Annotated in this window: 23 protein-coding genes and 1 riboswitch; of the genes, 6 read left to right on the top strand and 17 right to left on the bottom strand. The window is 32.4% G+C overall.

The annotated features are described in order from the left end of the window. Positions 1-72: 72 nt before the first annotated feature. The 14 genes from rlmN to LCI24_RS03280 all read right to left on the bottom strand — a co-directional run bounded on the left by rlmN (position 73) and on the right by LCI24_RS03280 (position 13,184). Positions 73-1,113, bottom strand: a complete 1,041-nt coding sequence (gene rlmN, locus LCI24_RS03345) for a dual-specificity RNA methyltransferase RlmN (RefSeq protein ID WP_274639165.1) — start codon at positions 1,111-1,113, stop codon at positions 73-75. 68 nt (positions 1,114-1,181) lie between these two features. After that, on the bottom strand, positions 1,182-2,231 hold the full coding sequence (queA, locus tag LCI24_RS03340; RefSeq protein WP_274639164.1) for a tRNA preQ1(34) S-adenosylmethionine ribosyltransferase-isomerase QueA: 1,050 nt from the start codon (positions 2,229-2,231) through the stop codon (positions 1,182-1,184). Positions 2,232-2,298: 67 nt separating this feature from the next. Then, positions 2,299-3,528: a 3-phosphoshikimate 1-carboxyvinyltransferase gene (locus LCI24_RS03335; protein ID WP_274639163.1), complete on the bottom strand. Its 1,230-nt coding sequence runs from the start codon at positions 3,526-3,528 to the stop codon at positions 2,299-2,301. A 6-nt stretch (positions 3,529-3,534) separates the two neighbouring features. Further along, positions 3,535-3,783, bottom strand: a complete 249-nt coding sequence (locus tag LCI24_RS03330; RefSeq protein ID WP_274639162.1) for a hypothetical protein — start codon at positions 3,781-3,783, stop codon at positions 3,535-3,537. Beyond that, entirely contained in the window at positions 3,784-4,110 is a 327-nt protein-coding gene (locus LCI24_RS03325; protein ID WP_073182681.1) for a nucleotide pyrophosphohydrolase, read from the bottom strand. 47 nt (positions 4,111-4,157) lie between these two features. Further along, the gene (locus LCI24_RS03320; RefSeq protein ID WP_274639161.1) at positions 4,158-4,535 is read right to left on the bottom strand and encodes a VOC family protein; all 378 of its coding nucleotides are present in this window, start codon (positions 4,533-4,535) and stop codon (positions 4,158-4,160) included. After that, a complete protein-coding gene (locus LCI24_RS03315) occupies positions 4,532-5,743 on the bottom strand; it encodes an MDR family MFS transporter (protein ID WP_274639160.1) in 1,212 nt (403 codons plus the stop codon). The genes LCI24_RS03320 and LCI24_RS03315 overlap by 4 nt, the downstream gene beginning before the upstream one ends. A gap of 504 nt (positions 5,744-6,247) precedes the next feature. Next, positions 6,248-6,997, bottom strand: a complete 750-nt coding sequence (locus LCI24_RS03310) for a cyclase family protein (RefSeq protein ID WP_274639159.1) — start codon at positions 6,995-6,997, stop codon at positions 6,248-6,250. 12 nt (positions 6,998-7,009) lie between these two features. Next, on the bottom strand, positions 7,010-8,170 hold the full coding sequence (gene hemW, locus LCI24_RS03305) for a radical SAM family heme chaperone HemW (RefSeq protein ID WP_274639158.1): 1,161 nt from the start codon (positions 8,168-8,170) through the stop codon (positions 7,010-7,012). Between the two features lies 1 nt (position 8,171). Beyond that, positions 8,172-8,849: a hypothetical protein gene (locus LCI24_RS03300; protein ID WP_274639157.1), complete on the bottom strand. Its 678-nt coding sequence runs from the start codon at positions 8,847-8,849 to the stop codon at positions 8,172-8,174. Positions 8,850-8,851: 2 nt separating this feature from the next. Beyond that, complete coding sequence (ruvC, locus tag LCI24_RS03295) at positions 8,852-9,403, bottom strand: crossover junction endodeoxyribonuclease RuvC (protein ID WP_274639156.1); 552 nt, start codon at positions 9,401-9,403, stop codon at positions 8,852-8,854. An 8-nt stretch (positions 9,404-9,411) separates the two neighbouring features. Next, the gene (ade, locus tag LCI24_RS03290; protein ID WP_274639155.1) at positions 9,412-11,034 is read right to left on the bottom strand and encodes an adenine deaminase; all 1,623 of its coding nucleotides are present in this window, start codon (positions 11,032-11,034) and stop codon (positions 9,412-9,414) included. 90 nt (positions 11,035-11,124) lie between these two features. Next, positions 11,125-12,717, bottom strand: coding sequence for a phosphoenolpyruvate carboxykinase (ATP) (gene pckA / locus LCI24_RS03285; RefSeq protein ID WP_274639154.1), 1,593 nt, complete (start codon positions 12,715-12,717; stop codon positions 11,125-11,127). A gap of 86 nt (positions 12,718-12,803) precedes the next feature. Continuing rightward, positions 12,804-13,184 (bottom strand): DUF423 domain-containing protein, encoded by a 381-nt coding sequence (locus LCI24_RS03280; protein WP_274639153.1) that lies wholly within the window; start codon positions 13,182-13,184, stop codon positions 12,804-12,806. An 80-nt stretch (positions 13,185-13,264) separates the two neighbouring features. Here LCI24_RS03280 and LCI24_RS03275 point away from each other — a divergent pair, with 80 nt between their 5' ends. The 6 genes from LCI24_RS03275 to LCI24_RS03250 all read left to right on the top strand — a co-directional run bounded on the left by LCI24_RS03275 (position 13,265) and on the right by LCI24_RS03250 (position 20,738). Beyond that, the gene (locus LCI24_RS03275) at positions 13,265-14,635 is read left to right on the top strand and encodes a saccharopine dehydrogenase family protein (RefSeq protein ID WP_274639152.1); all 1,371 of its coding nucleotides are present in this window, start codon (positions 13,265-13,267) and stop codon (positions 14,633-14,635) included. Positions 14,636-14,748: 113 nt separating this feature from the next. Further along, positions 14,749-15,318 (top strand): Crp/Fnr family transcriptional regulator, encoded by a 570-nt coding sequence (locus LCI24_RS03270; protein WP_274639151.1) that lies wholly within the window; start codon positions 14,749-14,751, stop codon positions 15,316-15,318. 82 nt (positions 15,319-15,400) lie between these two features. Continuing rightward, positions 15,401-16,675: an NAD(P)/FAD-dependent oxidoreductase gene (locus LCI24_RS03265; protein ID WP_274639150.1), complete on the top strand. Its 1,275-nt coding sequence runs from the start codon at positions 15,401-15,403 to the stop codon at positions 16,673-16,675. Positions 16,676-16,682: 7 nt separating this feature from the next. Continuing rightward, positions 16,683-17,438, top strand: a complete 756-nt coding sequence (locus LCI24_RS03260) for a DJ-1/PfpI family protein (RefSeq protein ID WP_274639149.1) — start codon at positions 16,683-16,685, stop codon at positions 17,436-17,438. A gap of 109 nt (positions 17,439-17,547) precedes the next feature. After that, a riboswitch (cobalamin riboswitch) is annotated at positions 17,548-17,734 on the top strand. A 185-nt stretch (positions 17,735-17,919) separates the two neighbouring features. Continuing rightward, positions 17,920-20,247, top strand: a complete 2,328-nt coding sequence (gene metE / locus LCI24_RS03255) for a 5-methyltetrahydropteroyltriglutamate--homocysteine S-methyltransferase (RefSeq protein ID WP_274639148.1) — start codon at positions 17,920-17,922, stop codon at positions 20,245-20,247. Between the two features lie 62 nt (positions 20,248-20,309). Next, positions 20,310-20,738, top strand: coding sequence for an acyl-CoA thioesterase (locus LCI24_RS03250; protein ID WP_274639147.1), 429 nt, complete (start codon positions 20,310-20,312; stop codon positions 20,736-20,738). A gap of 21 nt (positions 20,739-20,759) precedes the next feature. Here the strand turns inward: LCI24_RS03250 and LCI24_RS03245 are convergent, their stop codons facing one another. The 3 genes from LCI24_RS03245 to mnmC2 all read right to left on the bottom strand — a co-directional run bounded on the left by LCI24_RS03245 (position 20,760) and on the right by mnmC2 (position 22,356). Then, complete coding sequence (locus LCI24_RS03245) at positions 20,760-21,479, bottom strand: tRNA1(Val) (adenine(37)-N6)-methyltransferase (protein ID WP_274639146.1); 720 nt, start codon at positions 21,477-21,479, stop codon at positions 20,760-20,762. Beyond that, complete coding sequence (locus LCI24_RS03240) at positions 21,480-21,611, bottom strand: hypothetical protein (RefSeq protein ID WP_274639145.1); 132 nt, start codon at positions 21,609-21,611, stop codon at positions 21,480-21,482. A gap of 85 nt (positions 21,612-21,696) precedes the next feature. Beyond that, positions 21,697-22,356 (bottom strand): tRNA (5-methylaminomethyl-2-thiouridine)(34)-methyltransferase MnmC2, encoded by a 660-nt coding sequence (gene mnmC2, locus LCI24_RS03235; RefSeq protein ID WP_274639422.1) that lies wholly within the window; start codon positions 22,354-22,356, stop codon positions 21,697-21,699. Positions 22,357-22,359 lie beyond the last annotated feature (3 nt).

Genomic DNA, 22,359 nt, shown 5'->3' with positions numbered 1-22,359 from the left:
ACTTTACAAAGCTATCTTTAACTTAAGTTTAATGCTACTCTCTTTTCTTATCGTTTTTTTGTTTATGTAAGCCTAAGATTTATTTGCTAATTGCCCACAAGCTGCATCAATATCTTTTCCTCTAGAACGACGTACATTTACTACAATATCGTTCATTTCTAAATTAGAAATATAATTATTTAAAGCTCTATCTGAAGCTTGCTGAAACTCTCCATCATCTATTGGGTTATATTCAATTAAATTGACTTTACAAGGAACATAACTACAGAATCGAACCAATGCATCAATATCTTCTTTTCTATCGTTAATTCCATTCCAAACAACATATTCATACGTTATTTTTCGTTTTGTTTTTTCATACCAATATTCTAATGATTCTTTTAAGTCTTTTAACGGAAAAGTAGAGTTAAATGGCATTATAGATGTTCGAACTTCATCAATAGCAGAATGTAAAGAAACAGCTAAATTAAAACGCACCTCATCATCTGCCATCTTTTTAATCATTTTAGGTACACCAGAAGTTGATACTGTAATCCTACGAGCTGCCATTCCTAAGCCTTCTTCTGAAGTTATTTTATCAATAGCTTTAATTACATTATTGTAATTCATTAAAGGTTCTCCCATTCCCATAAAAACAATATTTGATAATTTATGGTTATGGTATAATCTGCTCTGTTTATCAATTGCTACAACTTGATCGTAAATTTCATCTGCATTCAAATTACGCATACGTTTTAAACGAGCTGTTGCACAAAACTTACAGTCCAAACTACAACCTACTTGACTAGATACACAAGCAGTAGTACGTTTTTCAGTAGGAATTAAAACTGACTCTACAATTAATCCGTCATGGAGTTTAATTGCATTTTTTATAGTACCATCATTACTACGCTGCATTGTATCAACTTCAATATGATTGATTACAAAGTTCTCATCAAGCATTTTTCTTGTTGCTTTAGATAAACTTGTCATATCATCAAACGAATGTGCTGCTTTATGCCATAACCATTCATATACTTGGTTACCACGAAAAGCTTTATCTCCGTTTTCTACAAAAAAATCACGAAGCTGTTCTTTGGTTAATGCGCGTATGTCTTTCTTCTTTAGTGTCATCTAGTACAAAAATACACAAAACCTCACAAGTTACTTGTGAGGTTTTGTTAATGGTTTAAAAAACTATTTTATAAAATTAACATCGCATCTCCGTACGAGTAAAATTTATATTTTTCTTTTATTGCTTCTTGGTATGCTTCCATAACAAAATCGTGCCCTGCAAATGCAGATACCATCATTAACAATGTTGATTTTGGTGTGTGGAAGTTTGTCACCATACAATTAGCTATACTAAAATCATATGGAGGGAAAATAAACTTGTTAGTCCACCCTTCAAAAGCGTTTAATTGGTTGCTTGAAGACACTGATGATTCAATCGTTCTCATCACTGTAGTACCTACTGCACATACTCTTTTCTTATTAGCAATAGCATTATTCACCATATCTGCACTAGCTTGTGGAATAACAATTTGCTCAGAATCCATCTTATGCTTTGATAAGTCTTCAACCTCAACTGGGTTAAAGGTACCTAAACCTACATGTAACGTTGTTTCAGCAAAATCTACACCTTTAATTTCTAAACGTTTCATTAAGTGTTTAGAGAAGTGTAAACCTGCAGTTGGTGCTGCTACTGCTCCTTCGTGCTTTGCAAAGATAGTTTGGTAACGGTCTTCATCTTCTGGCTCTACCTCACGTTTAATGTATTTTGGTAATGGAGTTTCTCCTAACTCGATTAATTTCTTTCTGAATTCCTCATAAGGACCATCAAATAAGAAACGTAATGTTCTACCACGTGAAGTAGTATTATCAATAACCTCAGCTACTAAACTCTCATCATCTCCAAAGAATAACTTATTACCTATTCTTATTTTTCTTGCTGGGTCTACTAATACATCCCACAAACGATTTTCAGCATTTAACTCACGTAATAAAAATACTTCAATACGAGCTCCAGTTTTTTCCTTGTTTCCGTACATACGGGCAGGAAATACTTTCGTATTGTTTAACATCATTACATCTCCTTCATCAAAATAATCGATTAAATCTTTAAATAGTTTATGCTCGATTTTTTGTGTGTCACGGTGCAATACCATTAATCGTGCTTCGTCTCTGTGCTCTGAAGGATATTCTGCCAATAATTCTTTTGGCAATTCAAAATTAAAATTTGATAATTTCATTTGTAAAATTTTCTTAACGATCGCAAATATACAATTTCAACATAGGGGTTGTCAAGCGATTACCGTATTATTTTATGGTAACATTCTGAATTCCTACACTAAGCATATCTTTCCAAAAATTTCTATACGATTTAGTTACTACTTCAGCTTCTAAAATTTCAATAGGAACTTTTAATGCTAGTGGTGCAAATGCCATCGCCATTCGGTGATCATTATAGGTAGCTATTTGAATGTTTTCTTTAATTTCTGAAGATGATTTTAAATGTAAACTTTCATTCGTTACAGAAATATCAGCTCCTAATTTTGTTAACTCCTCACGTAATGCTTCTAAGCGATCGGTTTCTTTAATTTTTAATGTGTGCAAACCTGACAAATCACAAGCAATTCCTAACCCGAAGCAAGTAACTGCAATAGTTTGCGCTATATCTGGTGCATTTTTTAAATTTTGCTCTAATACTTCTGAGTTATGCTTTTTCTCTTTTGTTAAAAGAATTGAATTTTCTTCAAAAACAGTAGTTACTCCAAAATGTTTATATATTTCTGACAAACAACTATCTCCTTGTAAACTATCTTTTTTATAAGCTGATAATTTCACAGAGGAACCTACTTTACTCAATGCTATAATCGAATAAAAATAAGACGCTGAACTCCAGTCAGACTCTACAACTACTGTTTGCTTTTTTACAGTTAATTTTGGTTTGATTTTTATAAGCTGTCCTTCAAATTCAGCCTTAATTTCTAATTGATGTAGTAACTGTAAAGTCATGTTGATATAAGGAACCGAAGTAATTTCTCCTATCAATTCAATTTCCAATCCTTTTTCCAGGCTTGGAGCAATTAGCATTAATGCTGAAATGTATTGACTACTTACATTTCCATTAATTGAAACTTTATCCTTTGTTAGTTTTTTCCCTGATATTTTGAGTGGCGGGTATCCTTCTTTTTCAACGTACTCTATATCTGCTCCTAAATTGCGTAAAGCATCAACTAAAATTTGTATTGGTCTGTTGTGCATACGGTCTGAACCCTGTAATATTTTTGTAACACCTTCTTGAGTTGCAAAAAAAGCAGTTAAAAAACGCATCGCAGTTCCTGCATGTCCAATGTCTGCAACTGTATCATCAGAAGTTAACGCTCCTTGTAAATGGTGTGTATCATCAGAGTCTGATAAATTTTCTATCTGTAAATCGGGATATAATTGCTGTAAAATCAGTAATCTATTTGATTCACTTTTTGACCCTGAAATCGTTATATGAGTATCCGATTTAAACTCTTCGGTTTTTAATCTTAAATCCATAAAAAACTACTTCGTTTTTTTATTTACAATGTATATACTGTAAATAAGTGCGATTACAACTTTACTTAGCCAAAAGCGAATCCACTGTTTATTCGCGAAATGTACATTGTATACAGTTTCAAAGTCTCCTGAAAAAATAGCCCCTCCTGTTTTAAATAATAAAGAAAAGACAGCTACTATTATCAAAAATGGGGTTCCTACTTTTAAAACATTAATCCAAAAACTTCCTTTTTGTATATTTTTTATGAGACTCATTTATTGTAGTTTTTTGTTATTGTGATGACGGTCGTGATCTCTTTTAGTTTTAATATCTAGCTTCTTATCAAAGGCTTCTTGTAAGTTTACGCCTGTTTGGTTTGCCAAACACAACACAACAAACATTACATCGGCCAATTCTTCACCTAAATCTTTGTTTTTATCACTTTCTTTTTCACTTTGTTCTCCATAACGACGCGCAATAATTCTAGCTACTTCTCCAACTTCTTCTGTTAGTTGCGCCATATTTGTTAACTCATTAAAGTAACGTACTCCGTGATTTTTAATCCAATCATCTACTTGTTTTTGTGCGTCTTGTATATTCATGCTTTCTACTTTCTTATTAAATATTCAAAGATAAAAACTTCTATTTCTTATTTGATTCGCCAAGGCGGATTTTTTCTGTGTTCGCCTGCTTTATACAGAATTAATTTATTTCCATCAGGATCTAACAAATGAGCTTCTCTCCATAACCATCGTTGGTCTATTGGTAACTGAGTGAACTGAATTCCTTTTTGTTGTAATTCTTCTACTAACTCATCTAAATTATCATCTTCAAAATAGAGAGTAACTCCCTCTTCTTTAGACAGTTTTTCTACTTGATGAATTGAAAACGTTGCTTCTCCATCTGGTACTTCAAAACGAACATATCTAGGACTTGCATCTACGATAAGATGCAAGCCTAGTTTTTTATAGAACTCTACAGATATATTCACATCAATAGAAGGTATCGTTACTTGATTTAAGTTCATGCGATTACTTTTTCTCTTTTTACAATTCTTACTAACATTAACAAGAATAATACTCCAATGGCTGATAACACAATCATAAAATTCCAAGTATTATCAAAACCAATATTATCTATTAATTGCATACCTGAATTATGCCCAAAAATATGTGACATTGAGAACGCAATGCTATAATATGCCATGTATTCTCCTTGATTTCCTTTTTTTGCACGCTCCATCACAAAAGCATTTGAAAAAGGAAATGCAATCATTTCTCCTATAGTCATCAGTAACATTCCTACAATTAAAATTCCTACCCAACCTGTTAAGTTTATTACTACAAAACTTAGTCCTGTTAGTAACAGTCCAAAAAACATTAAAAACTCTTTGGTATACTTACTTTCTTCTAACCATTTAATAAGTGGCATTTCTAATAAGAATATAAAGAACCCGTTAAGCCCCATTAACAAACCTATTTCTAACTCTGTTAAATGATGAACGTCTTTATAATATAAAGGCATTGTAGAAAAGTATTGCAGGAAAATAAATCCGAAAACAAACATTCCTACAAAAAACACCCAAAAAGCCTTATCTGAAAATACTGATTGTGGATTCTCTACTTTTGTTTCATCTAACGGTTTTGCTTTCTTAGGGTTTAATACATTTACCAGTAAAACTGTTGCCAAAATACAGGTAACTCCATCTACCCAAAACAATCCACTATAATCTAACGAGGTTATAATTAATCCTCCAACGGCAGGACCTGCTGAAAAACCTAAGTTAATTGCTAAACGAATTAGAGTTACTGAACGTGTTTTATTTTCTGGTTTACTGTAAGTACTTAATGCAACAAACATAGCTGGTCTAAATGTATCTGCTACTAACATTACTAAGAAAATACCTAAACAAAAACCTGCAAAAGTATTTACGAATTGTAACGCTATAAAAAGAACTCCTGTCAAAAACAGGCTAGTTTTCATCACCTTATAAAAACCTATTTTATCCGTTAGCTTACCTCCTAACCAAGACCCCAATACAGACCCTAACCCGAAACAGGTCATAATCCAGCCCACATCTTTTAAAGTAAAGTTTAAGCTTTTTGTTAGGTACAATGATAAAAAAGGAATTACCATAGTTCCTGCTCTGTTTATCAGAGTTATTAATGAAAGCCACCAAACTTCGTTTGAGAGCCCTTTAAAGGTGTTTAAATAGTTAAAGTAGAGTTTTTTCATATAATTAAAGTTTAGTGGTTGTTTTTAGTTATAAAAGTAAAAAGTCCGACTTTTCAGTCGGACTTTTTGTAATCATTATATTTTATATAAACATAGCTATAATACATACATCGCCCGATCGTTTCTGTGTCTTACCACAGTCGATTTACATTGCTTATATGTATTAAAAATTGTCATTGTTGTAATTTTATGGTCGTAAATCTATAAAAAAAACAAATAGGTTTTACAAAAGACTCTATATTTTATTTTTCTTACAATTATCGATACTCTTAAAAGCTTTATTTTAACCGTTCATCTACAGTAACTTTCATTTAATCTTAATTTTTGTTTTTCTTTCAACATCTACTTTATCTTTGATAATGTAAATGAAACATAAAGTAAATCTCGCCGAACGAATAGAGATCCCTAAAAAGAAACATTTACTGAGTTATATCAACAAAACATTACAGAATTTTAGATAAGTATGCTTACCTAAAATTCTGTAATAGTTTTTTATCATAATAACTAAAGTAGTTCATAAAGAATAGGTTTACTAGGTGTAGCATCGTTTTCAAACGGCGCTACCATCAAGTTTAAAAAGTAAGTTCCATCCTTTATTTTATTGGACACATATATAAATTCTGTTATAGTTGACTGCATTCTAATTTCTCCTTGTGTATTCCAAAAAGCATTATGTGCTAACAATTTTCCTTCGTCTTTTTCTTTGTCTACCGATGGTAAATCTATTAATAAGTGCTCAATTCCTTTTTCTCGAAGATAAATCGCTGCTTCTTCTAACAAATAAGTTGGATTTGTATTTGAATAACGCATCGATTTTTTGTCTGATAAGTTCGGTAAAGTTCTGATGACTATTGCATCACGCTTTTTATTTCCTATAACATTTTGTAATTGTTTTTTTGAAATTACAAAATCCTTATTTTTTAATTGCTCTGGAGCAATAGTCACTACTTCTGCTAAAAAGAAAAATTTTGATAGCTCTTTATTTACTGAATAAACTTCTTCTGTTATATGACCAACACATTCGGTATGTGTAATATGTGAATGCGGATTAAACTGTATATTATTAAAATTTACATCAGCGCCTTTTTGTACACTTCCTACCCAATCTCCATCGGAAACGGGGAAAATTTTCGGATCATCTAAATACCAGGCATTTACATTTTCCCTGGAAGTGTCAATAGCTATGGATATATCTAACGGTTTTGATAAATCTATTTTGTGTTTTCTTGAGTTGTATTCAATTGTTGCTATCATACTCAAATATACCTAAATTATGAATAACTCACTAGCCAACCCATCTGCTAAGAACTTTCCTTTTGAAGTTGTTTTCAAAACCTTCTTAACATTGTTGTCAGAATCAGGTTGGTTCAATTCATTCTCTATAACCAATAGACCTTGATTAATAAATTTCTCAGCATTTTTAATGAGACTCTTTCTGAATTCTTCTCCAAATTCTTGCGTGATTTTTCCTAACGACACTCCCCAAATGGTTCTTAATCCTGTCATTAAATATTCATTAAACTGATCTTCCTTAGTGAGTTCCTCTTGTTCTAAAGGGAGATTTCCTTCTTGAATAGTTTTGATATATTTTACATTGTTAGCTACATTCCAACTGCGATGTGTTTTATTAAACGAATGTGCTGACGGACCAATTCCTATATACTTTTTTCCTAACCAGTAACTTGTATTGTGTTTTGAAAAATAATTGGGTTTTCCAAAGTTTGAAATTTCGTAATGTACAAATCCATTTTTAGCAGTTTCCGCTATCAAAATATCAAAATGTTCTTTTGCTACAGCTTCATCAACATCTGGGTATTTTCCTTGTTTGATAAAGGAGTCTAAGGCTGTTTTAGGCTCTACTGTTAATGCATAAGATGAAATATGATTAATTCCAAAATCAAAAGCAATTTGTAGGTTTTCTCTCCAACGTTCATTACTCATATTCGGGACTCCGTAAATCAAATCAATGGTAATATTATCAAAGTAGCGTGTCGCTAAAGACAAACAGTTTTTTGCTTCTTGTGCATTATGAGCACGATTCATTAATTGTAAATCTTCTTCAAAAAAAGATTGAATTCCTATACTTAAACGATTAATTGGAGTTCTAGACAATTGAATTATTTTCTCCTCTGATAAATCATCTGGATTGGCTTCTAAAGTAATTTCTGGATCTTCAATTACTGTATAATTTTTGTAAATCGTATTCAGTAATAATTCTATTTCATAAATAGATAATAAACTTGGAGTTCCACCTCCAAAATAGATTGTTTCTATTTTTTCATTTTGCAACTCCTCTTTTCGCAATTCCAATTCCTTTACTAAGCAAGATACCAGCTCTTCTTTCTTTTTTAAAGAGGTAGAAAAGTGAAAATCGCAATAATAACACGCTTGCTTACAAAACGGGATATGTAGATAAATTCCTGCCAAATTATTTATGTAAGCTTTCAGTAATCAAAATTAATTTCTCTTTAATCAATTGTAATTTTGGATACAGTTCATCCATGTAGGTTTTAGAAGACTTCGAGTACTTATCTACTATAGAATCATAATAACTGATTTCAACTTCATCTTTTTTTAGTTTGAATTTAAAGTCTACTATTTCTAAACCTATTTCATAAAGTAAAAGATGTTTTTTTATTATCAATTTAGAAAAGTCTCCAATTATTCTCTTAAACTCCTCATCTATAAACTCATGAAGTTTTAATTCAAAAGAATATCTATTTAAAGTAAAGTTCTCATATGATTTATTAATATCTCCTTTAAAATGGTTGTAACTGTCAAAATCATCAATATTATAGTTAAATATATTTATAGACTTCTCTGTCAACAAATTCATACTGCTCCAAAAGTCATAAATAGTTTTTCTCTTTTCATTAACTAGGTTAACTTTATGAGACTTCAATATCTCTAAATTTACTTTTAATTTTTCTAAATCTTCATTAAATTCTTTTTTTACATTCTCCACCTCTCTAGTCAAATCAGAAATATCATCTTTATCTGCTAAGTTTTCAAATTTTTTCTTGAAAAAGAAATAGCTTCCTATCAAAACTAAACCTAACAAAAATAAGATTGGGTTCTGCAAAAAAATCTCTAAAACTTCTTTCATAATTAACTAATTTTTTTCGGGTTCTGCTTTACAAACGCTGCCCAACCTGTATAGTTCTTACCTCCTACTTTAGTTCCTGAATTATAGAAATGGCACACCGCTGCTGCTAATCCATCTGTTGCATCTAAGTTTTTAGGGAGTTCTTTTAAGTTCAATAACGACTTTAACATTAGGGCTACTTGTTCTTTACTCGCTGTCCCTTTTCCTGTAATTGCCATTTTAATTTTCTTAGGTGCGTATTCGGTTACAGGAATTTGTCTTGACAATCCTGCTGCCATGGCAACACCTTGCGCACGTCCTAATTTTAACATTGATTGTACATTTTTACCAAAAAAAGGAGCTTCTAAAGCTATTTCATCTGGATGATAGGTGTCAATCAACTCAATAGTACGTTCAAAAATAATTTTGAGTTTTAAATAATGATCGTCATACTTTTTTAAGAGTAGTTCATTCATCTGGACAAACTCCATCTTTTTCCCTACTACCTTTATAATTCCAAATCCCATAATGGAAGTTCCTGGGTCAATCCCTAATATAATTTTTTCTGTCTTCAAACTTCAGGTTATTTAACCTCTAAAGAGGTAAATTTAAATGTGTTTCCATCAAACAGTCCTTTGTCTGATAGCTTTAAAGATGGAATTACCAACAATGCCATAAAAGATAAGGTCATGTATGGAGCTCGTAATTTACTTCCTTGCTTCTTTGCCATGACATCTAACTCTGCATAAGCTTTCCCTATTTCAATAGCTGACTTATCTGACATAATTCCTGCTACTGGGAGAGGAACTACTTTTTCTTCGGATGCAGTTACCGCGCAAACACCTCCTTTATTTTCTATTAATAAATTAACTGCTTTGCAAAGCAATTCATCAGATACTCCTACTGCAATAATATTATGTGAATCATGACCAACAGAACTCGCTATCGCCCCTTCTTTTAATCCGAAATTTTTAATAAAAGCTATTGAAGGTTCCGTATTTTGATAACGATTTACTACGGTCATTTTTAACACATCATTCTCTACATCTGAAACTAAATTTCCATCTTTTATTAAAGAATCCGCCTCTATTTCATTCGTCACTAATTCTCCATCTAAGGCTTCAATCACTCGAATTTTTTCAGATGCTGAATGAAACTCAAAATCAGCAATATTTTTTTTATCAGTATCAAAATTATTTAGTACTTCAAAGTCTACATGTTGTACGAATGATTCTCCTTTTTCGGCTACTAATTCCCCATTGATATAGGTTTGTAACACCTTAAACTTTTGTAAGTCTTTTACTACTATAAAATCAGCATCATCTCCTTCGTTTAAAGTTCCTACATCCAAATTATAATGTTTTACCGGATTGATACAAGCAGCATGTAATACTTTAAAAACATCTATTCCTTTCGCTACTGCACGCTCACATAATTGGTTGATATGTCCTAATAACAAATCATCTGGGTGCTTATCATCAGAACAAAACATCATGTTCTCATAATATTTAGGAAGTAAATCAATCAGCGCTTCAAAGTTTTTCGCTGCGCTTCCTTCTCTAATGATGACTTTCATTCCTTTTTGAAGCTTTTCTAAACCTTCTTCATAGGTAAAACATTCATGATCGGTATAAATTCCTGCTGCTATGTATTTATCTAGATCCTCTCCTCTTAATCCTGGTGCATGTCCATCTACTGGTTTGTTATAATGTTTTGCCCAAGCTATTTTTTTCAAAACTTCTTCATCTTGATAAATTACTCCAGGATAATTCATCATCTCAGCTAAATATTTGATATCAGGGTTCTGCATCATTTTTTTGATATCTTCTGAATCAATCACAGCTCCTGCACTTTCAAAAGAAGTCGCTGGCACACAAGATGGTGCTCCAAAATTGAATTTTAACGGAACTTTCTTTCCGTTTTCAACCATAAAGTCAACTCCTTTCACTCCTAGCACATTGGCTATTTCATGTGGATCAGATACCGTAGCTACGGTACCGTGAGTTACCGCTATTTTTGCAAACTCTGATGGTACTAACATCGAGCTTTCAATATGAATATGTGCATCTATAAATCCAGGTAAAATATAGTTATCCGAAGTGTTTTCTACTTCTCTAATTTGTATAATCTTTCCTTCTTTAACCTCAACCTCCCCTTTAAAGATTCGTTTATTTTGTATATCGACTATATTTCCCTGTACAAACATGCTAAAATTTATTTATTGCTAAAATACTGAGTATTTTTCATAAAAAAAGCATCCATAGTGGATGCTTTCTTAGTATTTATGTTTTAAAGGTTACGCTATTGGTCCACCTTTAATAATTTCCTCACTTGCCATTTCTTCAAACTGAGCAAAGTTCTTTCTGAATGAATTAGCTAACTCCATAGCTTTTGCATCATAAGCATCTTTATCTGCCCATGTTTGCTTTGGATTTAACACTTCATCAGGAACATTTTCACAAGTAGTTGGCATTGATAATCCAAAAATTGGGTGTTGTACAAACTCAACATTTTCTAAATTACCTTGTAAAGCTTCTGTAATCATAGCACGAGTGTACTTTAATTTCATTCTGCTACCGGTACCGTAAGCACCACCTGTCCATCCAGTATTAATTAACCAAACGTTTACTCCTGCTTCTTGCATTTTCTTGCTTAACATTTCAGCGTAACGTGTTGGGTGTAATGGCATAAATGGAGCTCCAAAACAAGCTGAAAAACTTGGTAATGGCTCGTTAATTCCAGCCTCAGTACCTGCTACTTTTGCTGTGTATCCAGAAATAAAGTGATATGCTGCTTGACCTGGTGTTAATTTAGATATTGGAGGCAATACTCCAAAAGCATCTGCTGTTAAGAAGAAGATGTTCTTTGGGTTTGCACCTTTAGATGGTGTTTGAATATTTTCAATGTGATAAATTGGATAACTTACACGTGTATTTTGTGTAATTGATGTATCAGCAAAATCCACATTTCCTTTATCATCCATCACAATATTTTCAAGGATTGCTCCTCTTTTAATTGCTCCGTAAATTTCTGGTTCTTTCTCTTGAGATAAGTCGATTACTTTTGCATAACAACCACCTTCAAAGTTAAAGATTGTGTTTTCAGCAGTCCAACCATGCTCATCATCACCAATTAAACTACGATTTGGATCCGTAGATAAAGTAGTTTTACCTGTACCTGATAACCCGAAGAAGATAGCAGTATCACCATCTTTACCAACGTTTGCAGAACAGTGCATTGGTAACGTGTTTTTAAATACTGGTAAAATAAAGTTTAACGCAGAGAAAATTCCTTTTTTAATTTCTCCTGTATACCCTGTACCTCCAATTAATGCTACTTTTCTAGTAAAGTTTAAGATAGCAAAGTTGTGTTGGCGTGTCCCATCTACTTCTGGATCAGCCATAAAACCTGGAGCGTTTACTACTGTCCATTCTGGAGAAAAGTTTTTTAACTCCTCTGCTGTAGGACGTAAAAACATGTTGTGTGCAAACATGTTACTCCAAGGATATTCGTTTACAACACGAATATTTAGTTTGTAATCTTCATCTGCACATGCATAACTATCACGTACAAATACCTCTTTATTTGATAAATAGTTTGTTACTTTATCGTATAGCTTGTCAAATTTTTCTGAATCGAAAGGGATGTTTATATCTCCCCACCAAACTTGGTCTTTAGTTATATCGTCTTTAACGATAAAACGATCCATTGGAGAACGACCTGTAAACTCACCTGTTTTAACAGCCAATGCTCCAAAACTAGTTTCTACTCCTTGTTCTTTTTCAATAGTGATGTCGTGTAACTCGTCTGAAGTTAATTGATAACGAACCGTAGCGTCTTTTATGCCTAAGTTATCTAACGATATCGTTTTCGTATCAAGATTTGTCATCTTAAAAGATTTTAGTTGTGTTTAATTTTGGACAAAAATAGTTCTTTTTGATTAAAAAGATGAATGATACAAAGATTTTATCAACTTTAACTTTTAATAACTTTTTTTAAAAAGCTATATGTTAATAGGCTCCAACCCACAATTAATAGTATTCCTCCTAAAGGTGTTATAAACCAAATTGCTTTTGCAGGAACATTAGCTAAGTAAATTAAATATATCGATCCTGAAAACAATAAAATCCCTGCTATCAAGAAATAACTAATTCTGTTCTTTTCTTTGTTTGTAAACTCAGTAAACATGTTTACAAAAAGTAATAATAGTACATGAAAAAACTGATAGCGTACAGCGGTTTCAAAACTCTCTAAAGCTTCTGGTGTTAATTTCGTTTTTAAAGCGTGGGCTCCAAAAGCTCCTAAAATAACAGCAACGACTCCTAAAACCCCTGCTGTTGTTAAATTTTTATACATTTTTATAGTTTTTGTTTAAATTTAAACTTTTTTAGCGATATTGTCGCCTCAAAATTTATTGATAACAAAAATACATTATAATGAGAAATATATTGATAATTGGTGCTGGTAGGTCAAGCTCTTCACTTATAAAATATTTATTAGATAAATCTTCAGAAGAGAACCTACATATAACTATTGGTGATGTTTCATTAGAAAGTGCTCAATCTAAAGTTAACAATCATTCAAACGCTACAGCAATTCAATTAGATGTTTTTAATGCAGAAGAACGCTCAAATGCAATTCAAAAAGCAGACATTGTTATTTCAATGTTACCCGCTCGTTTTCATATTGAAGTAGCTAAAGATTGCATTACTTATGGTAAACACATGGTTACTGCCTCATATATTTCTGATGAAATGAAAGCTTTAGATGAACAAGCTAAAGCTAAAGGGTTAGTGTTTATGAATGAAATTGGTCTTGACCCAGGAATTGACCATATGAGTGCTATGCAAGTTATTGATCGTATAAAGGAACAAGGAGGAAAAATGTTATTATTTGAATCTTTTTGTGGTGGATTAGTTGCTCCTGAAAGTGATACTAATTTATGGAACTATAAATTTACTTGGAATCCTAGAAACGTTGTATTAGCAGGTCAAGGTGGTGCTTCAATGTTTATTCAAGAAGGAACCTATAAGTATATTCCATACCAAAAGTTATTTAGAAGAACTGAATTTTTAACTATTAATGGTAGTGGAAAATTTGAAGCCTATGCTAACCGAGACTCTTTAAAGTATAGAAGCATTTATGGTTTAGAAGATATTAAAACCATGTATCGTGGAACTATTCGTAAAGTTGGTTTTTCTCGTGCTTGGAACGTATTTGTACAATTAGGAATGACTGATGACACGTATACTATTGAAGACTCTGAGAATATGAGCTATCGCGATTTCACAAATCTTTTCTTAGCTTATTCTCCTTCTGATTCTGTAGAGTTAAAATTCCGTTCGTATGCAAAGATTGATCAAGATGATTTAATGTGGGATAAATTTTTAGAGTTAGACATCTTCAATCCAAATAAAAAAGTAGGATTGAAAAATGCAACTCCTGCTGAAATTTTACAAAAAATATTGATGGATTCTTGGACCCTTGAAGCCGAAGATAAAGACATGATTGTAATGCACCATATTTTTGGATACCAATACAAAGAAGACAAGTTCCAAATAGAAAGTAGTATGGTTATTAAAGGTGATGATCAAACCTATACTGCAATGGCAAAAACGGTTGGTTTACCTGTAGCCATGGCTACCGTGCGTATTTTAAATGGTGATATTACAACTCCTGGTGTACAATTACCAATCAACAAAGAAGTGTACGAACCAATTTTAAAAGAGCTGGAAGATTACGGAATTAATTTTGTTGAAAAAAAAGTGCCTTACTTAGGATATAACCCTGAAAGCATAAAAGGGTAAAACCTTTCTAAACTAACACAAAAGGCATCAATGTATTTGGTGCCTTTTTCTTTTAAGACTAAATAGAGTCTTTATAAAGTTAGTATTTTTACCTTTAAATACTACACTAGGATATGGCTGAAAGCATTTTAAAAAATCATATTAAAAGTTACACAAATCTTTCAGAAGAAGAATTAACTGAAGTACTTTCTTTTTTTGACTGTCAATCCTACAAGAAAAAAGAAACTTTATTACCAACAAGTAACCGTTGTGATAAACTATTTTTTGTTGCTAAAGGTTGTTTACAATTATATTTTATTGATGATTTAGGTCACAAAAAAACTACACAATTTGCTTTGGAGAGTTGGTGGCTAACTGACTTTTTAGCTTTTCAAAATCAAAAACGCTCTAACTTTACTATAGAGGCAGTTGAAAACTCTATAATTTTATCAATCTCCTTTTCGAAATACAATGAATTGTTAAGCAAATTCCCATTACTAGAAAAATATTTTAGAAGCATCTATGAAACAGCTTACGGAGCTGCTTTAATGCGCTTAAAATACATAAACAGCTACTCTAAGGAAGAAATGTTTTTTAGATTTAGAGAAGACTTCCCAGAGTTTGTACAACGAGTTCCTCAATATTCATTAGCCAGCTTTTTAGGGTTAACCCCTGAATACTTAAGTGAAATTAAAAGAAAGTAACATTTCTTAAGCTAGTTTATTTTTTACTGAAATCTTCTTAACTACCTTTGTACTTATATTAATTTAAGGGCATAATAGCATTATGAAAAATATGAAAAAAATCGTCGTTGTTGGCGGCGGTTTTGCTGGATTAGAACTTATAAAAGGATTAGGAAATTCAGAAAATTATCAGATTATTCTAGTAGATAGTAACAACTACAATTTCTTTCCTCCTTTAATCTACCAAGTATCCACAGGTTTTATGGAGCCATCTGCAATTAGCTATCCATTCAGAAAAATTTTAAGAAAATTTAAAAACGCCCGTTTTCGACTTGGCACCCTTGAAAAAGTTGTCCCAGAAGAAAACAAAATTGTGGTAAGTAATGGAGATATAGAGTATGATATCTTAGTAATGGCTACCGGTACAGAGACTAATTTTTTTGGAAATAAAAGCATTCAAAAGTATAGTTTACCTATGAAAACTATTAGTGATGCCTTATCTCTTAGAAATGTAATTTTAACTCGATTTGACCGTGCTACTAGAATCCATAATCCAGAGGAAAGAAAAAAGTGTTTAACTTTTGTAATTGCAGGAGCTGGACCTACTGGAGTTGAACTTTCAGGAATTTTGTCTGAAATAAAAACTTCTATCATCATAAAAGATTACCCCGAACTAGACAAAAATGACTTTGGAGAAATACATCTTATTGATGGCCAAAATTCTGTTTTAGCTCCAATGTCTAAAAAAGCACAAGAATACACTTCTAAAAAATTAAGTGAACTAGGTGTTAAGCTAACAATGAATACAATGGTTAATGACTTTGATGGCGAAACCGTGTATTTATCAAACGGAGAAGAAATACATACTAAAAACCTTATATGGGCAGCTGGTGTATCTGCAAAAACATTTGATGGCTTTTCAAAAGAAAGTTTTGGTCCTGGTAGAAGACTAAAAACAAATCAGTTTAACCTTGTACACTCATATGATAACATCTATGCTTTAGGTGACTGCGCCTTAATCTTAGGTGACAACAACTATCCTAACGGACACCCACAATTAGCGCAACCGGCATTACAGCAGGCAAAGAACTTAGCTAAAAACCTTAAAAGGAAAGATGGCAAATGGAAAACTTTCCAGTACAACGACAAAGGATCTTTAGCTATCATTGGACGAAATAAGGCTGTACTTGACTTCCCTGGTCAAAAACAATCCTTAAAAGGTTTTGTTGCTTGGCTAATTTGGATTTTTGTACATATCATGGGGCTTGTAAATTTTAAAAACAAAGTAAGAACTCTATACAACTGGTTAGGCTACTACATATACAAAGACCAATATTTTAGAATGATTATTAAACCTACTCAAAGAGATACTAAATAAAGTACGCATGAAAAATTTAAGTATTATCACACTACTAATTTTTACAATTATTACTGTTAGTTGTAATTCAGAAAAATCGAAAACAGATAACAAAGCTGAAAAAGTTGAACAAGTTCTATATCCAACTGATACACTAACTAAACACCTAAAACCATTTAATCCTGATCTACCAACTATTGGACTTTTAATGTTTAACGGAGTTTTACAAGGAGAAGTTATAGCAACGTCTGATGTTTTTGGTAAAGTAGACAAAAAAGGCAAACAACTTTTTAATGTAGTTACTATAGCTGAAACAGCTAAACCAATTACTACTGAAGAAGGAATGCATTTTGTTCCTGACTATACTTTTGATAATTGTCCTAAACTAGCAGCTTTATTTGTACCAAGCGCTTACGACATGTACGCACAAGTACACAACAATAAAGTTGTAGATTTTATAAAAACAAAAAATCAAGAGACCCAATACACTGTTAGTAATTGTGCTGGTGCTAATTTAATTGGTAAATCTGGTATAGCTGATGGTCATAAAATTGTAACATGGATTGGTGGTGGTGAGCAACTACAAAAAGATTACCCTAATTTAAAAGTTCAAAACGACAGCTTGGTAACTTTTATTAAAGATGGTAAATTTTTATCTTCAAACGGAAATTTAGCAAGTTATATTTCAGCTTTAGAACTACTCGAAATCATGACAAATACTGAACATAGAAAATTTATTGAAAGCTACTTATATCTGGATCAACTTAAAAACTGGGAAAAATAACAAAATTTAAAATCTTGTTAAAACTCAAGAAGCATCAGTATACTGGTGCTTTTTTTATTCTCTATTCTAAAAAAATAATACATACATTTACCCCGATAAGTTCTTTACATACTTCATCAACCGGAAAGGTTTTACTTAGCTGTAGATTAATAGGGAATCGTGTGCAAATCACGAACTGTCGCGCAACTGTAAGTAACACACCAAAGGTTTTTATCCTAGTATATCCACTGCCATAAGCGGGAAGGATGATAAAAACTGTTATAAGTCAGGAGACCTGCCTATTCGGATATTGACAATGCTTTCGCGATTTGAAGCTTTTGGGTCATACCGATGATATATTTTAACGCACACTTTCTTCTATGAAATGCTGTGCTTTTTTGGTATGTCATTATTTTTCCTCAAACATCACATCGTTTTTTAGCATTGCGAAGCATCTAAAAGAGCTTTTAAAATTAATGTTTAATTATAAAAGTTAAAAGAAATGCAAACGCACATTCTTGGTTACCCGCGTATTGGTAGCAACAGAGAACTCAAAAAAGCCTGCGAGCAATATTGGTCGGGCAAAACTAGTTTACAGGAACTTCTTGAAACAGGAAGAAACATCTGTCAACAAAACTGGAAAACACAACAAGAAGCAGGAATAGACCTTATTCCTTGTAATGATTTTTCTTATTACGATCAGGTATTAGATATGACACTTACTGTTGGTGCAATTCCTAAACGTTACAATGAAGTAGCTTTAAAAACTTCAAACTCTGAATTGGACCTTTACTTTGCCATGGCAAGAGGGTATCAGAAGGATGAACTTGATATCACTGCTATGGAAATGACTAAGTGGTTTGACACTAATTATCATTATATCGTTCCAGAGTTTTATAAAAATCAGGAATTTAAACTATTTTCTAACAAAATTATTAATGAGTTTGTTGGAGCTAAACAAGCAGGCATCAATGCCAAACCTGTAATTATCGGTTTAGTTAGTTACCTTCTTTTAGGTAAAGAAAAAGAGGAAGGTTTTGATAAATTAGATTTAACCTCAAAACTACTTCCTGTTTATATTGAAATTTTACAAGAGCTTCAAGTACAAGGCGCTGAATGGATTCAATTTGACGAACCTTTTTTAGCATTAGATTTAAACGAAAAAGCCAAAGAAACATATCAATTTGTCTATAATGAGATTAGAAAAAAGTTTCCTAAACTAAAGTTTATAGTCACTACCTACTTTGAAGGCCTAAAAGACAATCTCTTATTAGCTAACACACTACCTATAGACGCTTTACACATCGATTTAGTTCGTTGTGAAGAACAATTAGATGATGTATTGAATACACTTCCTGAAAATAAAACCCTATCATTAGGTATTGTAGATGGTAGAAATATTTGGAAGAATGATTTTGAAAAATCGTTGCAACATATCCAAAAAGCTACTGATAAATTAGGTTCTGACAGAGTTTTTATAGCTCCATCTTGTTCCTTATTACATTCCCCATGTGATTTAGATTTAGAGACATCTTTAGACAGCCAAATTAAACAATGGCTTGCCTTCGCTAAACAAAAACTTACAGAGGTGAGTTTGTTAAAAACGTTATCAGAAAGTACGACTGATGAAACTGTTTTAACTGCTTTTGAAGAAAACAAAAAAGCTATAGCTAGTAGAAAATCCTCTACATTAATTCATCACAATGATGTAAAACAGCGTGTTAAAGCTGTTACTAAATTAGATTCTCAAAGAAAAAATAAGTTTTCAATTCGTAAAGAAGCGCAAGAAAAAGTATTGAACTTACCATTATTCCCTACCACAACTATTGGTTCATTCCCTCAAACCAAAGAGGTAAGAAGCTGGAGAGCTCAGTATAAAAAGGGAAATTTAAGTAGTGAGGAATATAGATATTTACTTAAAAAGGAAACTCAAAAGACCATTCAATGGCAAGAAAAAATAGATCTTGATGTATTAGTTCATGGTGAATATGAACGAAACGACATGGTAGAGTATTTTGGTGAACAACTTGCTGGGGTAAGCTTTACCCAAAAAGGTTGGGTTCAGAGTTATGGTAGTCGTTGTGTAAAACCTCCTATTATTTATGGCGATGTTTACAGACCTCATCCAATGACTGTTTATTGGTCGCAATATGCTCAATCTTTAACTGACAAATGGGTTAAAGGTATGTTAACTGGCCCAGTTACTATTTTACAATGGTCGTTTGTTCGTGATGATCAACCTCGCTCAGTTACTTGCAAACAAATTGCGTTAGCTATTCGCGATGAAGTTGCTGATCTTGAAAAAGCAGGTATCCGAATTATCCAAATTGATGAACCAGCTATAAGAGAAGGACTTCCTTTACGAAAATCAGAGTGGGAAAATTATTTAAGATGGGCTGTTGAAGCTTTTAAAATTTCATCATGTGGTGTAGATGATTCCACACAAATACATACACACATGTGTTATTCAGAGTTTAACGACATTATTCAGAACATTGCTGATATGGATGCTGACGTGATTACAATTGAATGTTCGCGATCTCAAATGGAGCTATTAAATGCTTTCGCTGATTTTAAATATCCAAATGAAATTGGTCCAGGAGTTTATGACATTCATTCACCTAGAGTTCCTTCTACCAAAGAAATGGTTGAGTTACTACACAAAGCTCAAAAAGTTATTCCAGCTTCTCAACTTTGGGTAAATCCAGATTGCGGTCTTAAAACTAGACATTGGGACGAAACTGAAAAAGCATTACTTGCTATGGTTTCATCCGCAAAAGAAGCTTCATTAAGCTACAATAATAACACCTTAGAAACTGTAAATCAATAATGGTTTAAAAAGTGCCTGAATACTATCATGTTCGGGCACTAATCATACTAAAGAAATAAAAAATGACCACTGAAGAAAAAATAACACAATCGGAAACACGAATTTTCAAAGCCGTATTTCCAAATACAACCAATCATTATGATACACTGTTCGGAGGAACTGCCATGCAATTAATGGATGAAGTTGCTTTTATTACTGCAACACGATTTTGCAGACAAAAAGTTGTAACCGTAAGTAGTGATAAAATTGATTTTAAAAAACCTATTCCTGCTGGAACTATTATTGAATTAGTAGGAAAAGTGAGTTACATAGGTAACAAAAGTTTAAAAGTTACCGTTAAAATTTTCACTGAACAGATGTACTCTCAACATAGAGAAAAAGCCATTGAAGGTGAATTTACTTTTGTTGCTATTGACGAAAATAAAAACCCTATTGCTGTTATAAAAACAGATAAAGAAGAACTACACTATTCACAACAAGAGTTTAGTTAACATTAAATTAATCGCTAAAAATTACATTTTCAAATAAAAATCTTTTGTAAGATTAATATAGGCATCAGTATACTGGTGCCTTTGTATTTCTATAATTAATTCTTCTTCTTGTATCGAACTTTCAGTAAACGATAGCTCTAATAAACTACGTTTGACTTCAGTAGTAGGAGTTCCTTTTACTCGACAAACTCTGTTTAAGTATAATTTATACTTTTTAGCTAGTTCAATAAAGCTTTCTTCTTCTTTGAATGGTATAATGGTTGAAAATCTTCCATTTTCGGACAATATTTCACTCACTCCTTTTAATAAGTCTTCAAAAGACAACGAACTCGTAAATCGTGCTTTATTTCTCGCAACATCTTCTGTTTCGTAGTTATCGGTATAAAATGGTGGGTTGGATACAATTATATCATACTCTTCTTCTTCCTCAGACATTTCTTCTGCAAATTCTACAAAAGAAGCATTGTAACAAAAGAGCCTATCCCCCCAATCTGATTGCTCAAAATTCTCTACAGTTTGTTCATAAGCATCTCCATCCACCTCTACCGCATCAATCGTCATGGCGTCACTTCGTTGTGCTAACATTAATGAAATAACACCTGTACCAGAACCAACATCTAGCATTGTATCTGGATAATCTCCTAAATTACACCATGCACCTAACAATACTGCATCGGTACCAACTTTCATTGCCGTTTTATCTTGATGTACCGCAAACTCTTTAAATTGAAATGGTTTCATTTATAAAAATCTTCCAAGGATTTTTTCTGCATTGAAAAACAAATACAATACAATAATTAATAAAATTCCTAAGAATAATCCTCTTTTAGGATTTCCTCTTTTTCGATTACCGAAACGTCTTTTAAACTCCATCTGTTTGTTTTCTAATTTTTACCCCGATTACTTAAAGTATTACTTCCTAACTTTAGTTCTACAAAGCATTTAGCTACGCTGAATATTACTCGCCTACTTTCGTAGCTCGTAACATTTCTCTTTTTCCTGGAGGCCCAAGTAAGCGCTCTACATCAAACCCTACTGCTTGCATTGCTCGTCGTACACTTCCTTTAGCTGAGTAAGTTACTAAAACCCCTTCTGGTTTTAACGCAGCAAACATAATTCTAAAAATATCTTCTGTCCACAAGTCAGGTTGTACTCTTGCTCCAAAGGCATCAAAATAAATCAAATCAAATTGATTTTCATCAGTAACTTCAGCAAAAAACTGTTTACGCTTAGTCAATGAAAAATTGGGAGTAATATTGTGCTTTTCTTCCCAAGAAACTTCGTGAATTTTATCAAAAAGGTCTTGTTTGTCACCTGCCTCTAACTCTGAAACATAATTCAGTTTCTCTACTTCTTCCTTGGCTACTGGATAAGCTTCAACACCAACGTAATCAATATTTCTATCTGCTTCTAAAAGCGTAATAAAACAATTGAGTCCTGTACCAAAACCTATTTCTAAAATAGAAACACTTTTAGTATCTACATACTTTAGTCCATTTCTAATAAATACATGATATGCTTCTTGTATTGCGCCATGCTTAGAATGATATTGCTCATTCCAATCTGGTAAATGAATGGTTGTAGAACCATCGGACGTTATGATAATTTCTCGTTTTATAAC

It is taken from the genome of Tenacibaculum larymnensis, assembly GCF_028829235.1.
Taxonomy (GTDB): domain Bacteria; phylum Bacteroidota; class Bacteroidia; order Flavobacteriales; family Flavobacteriaceae; genus Polaribacter; species Polaribacter larymnensis.
Note: the sequence above shows the minus strand (reverse complement) of the source record. Positions and strands in the feature narration are given on the sequence as shown.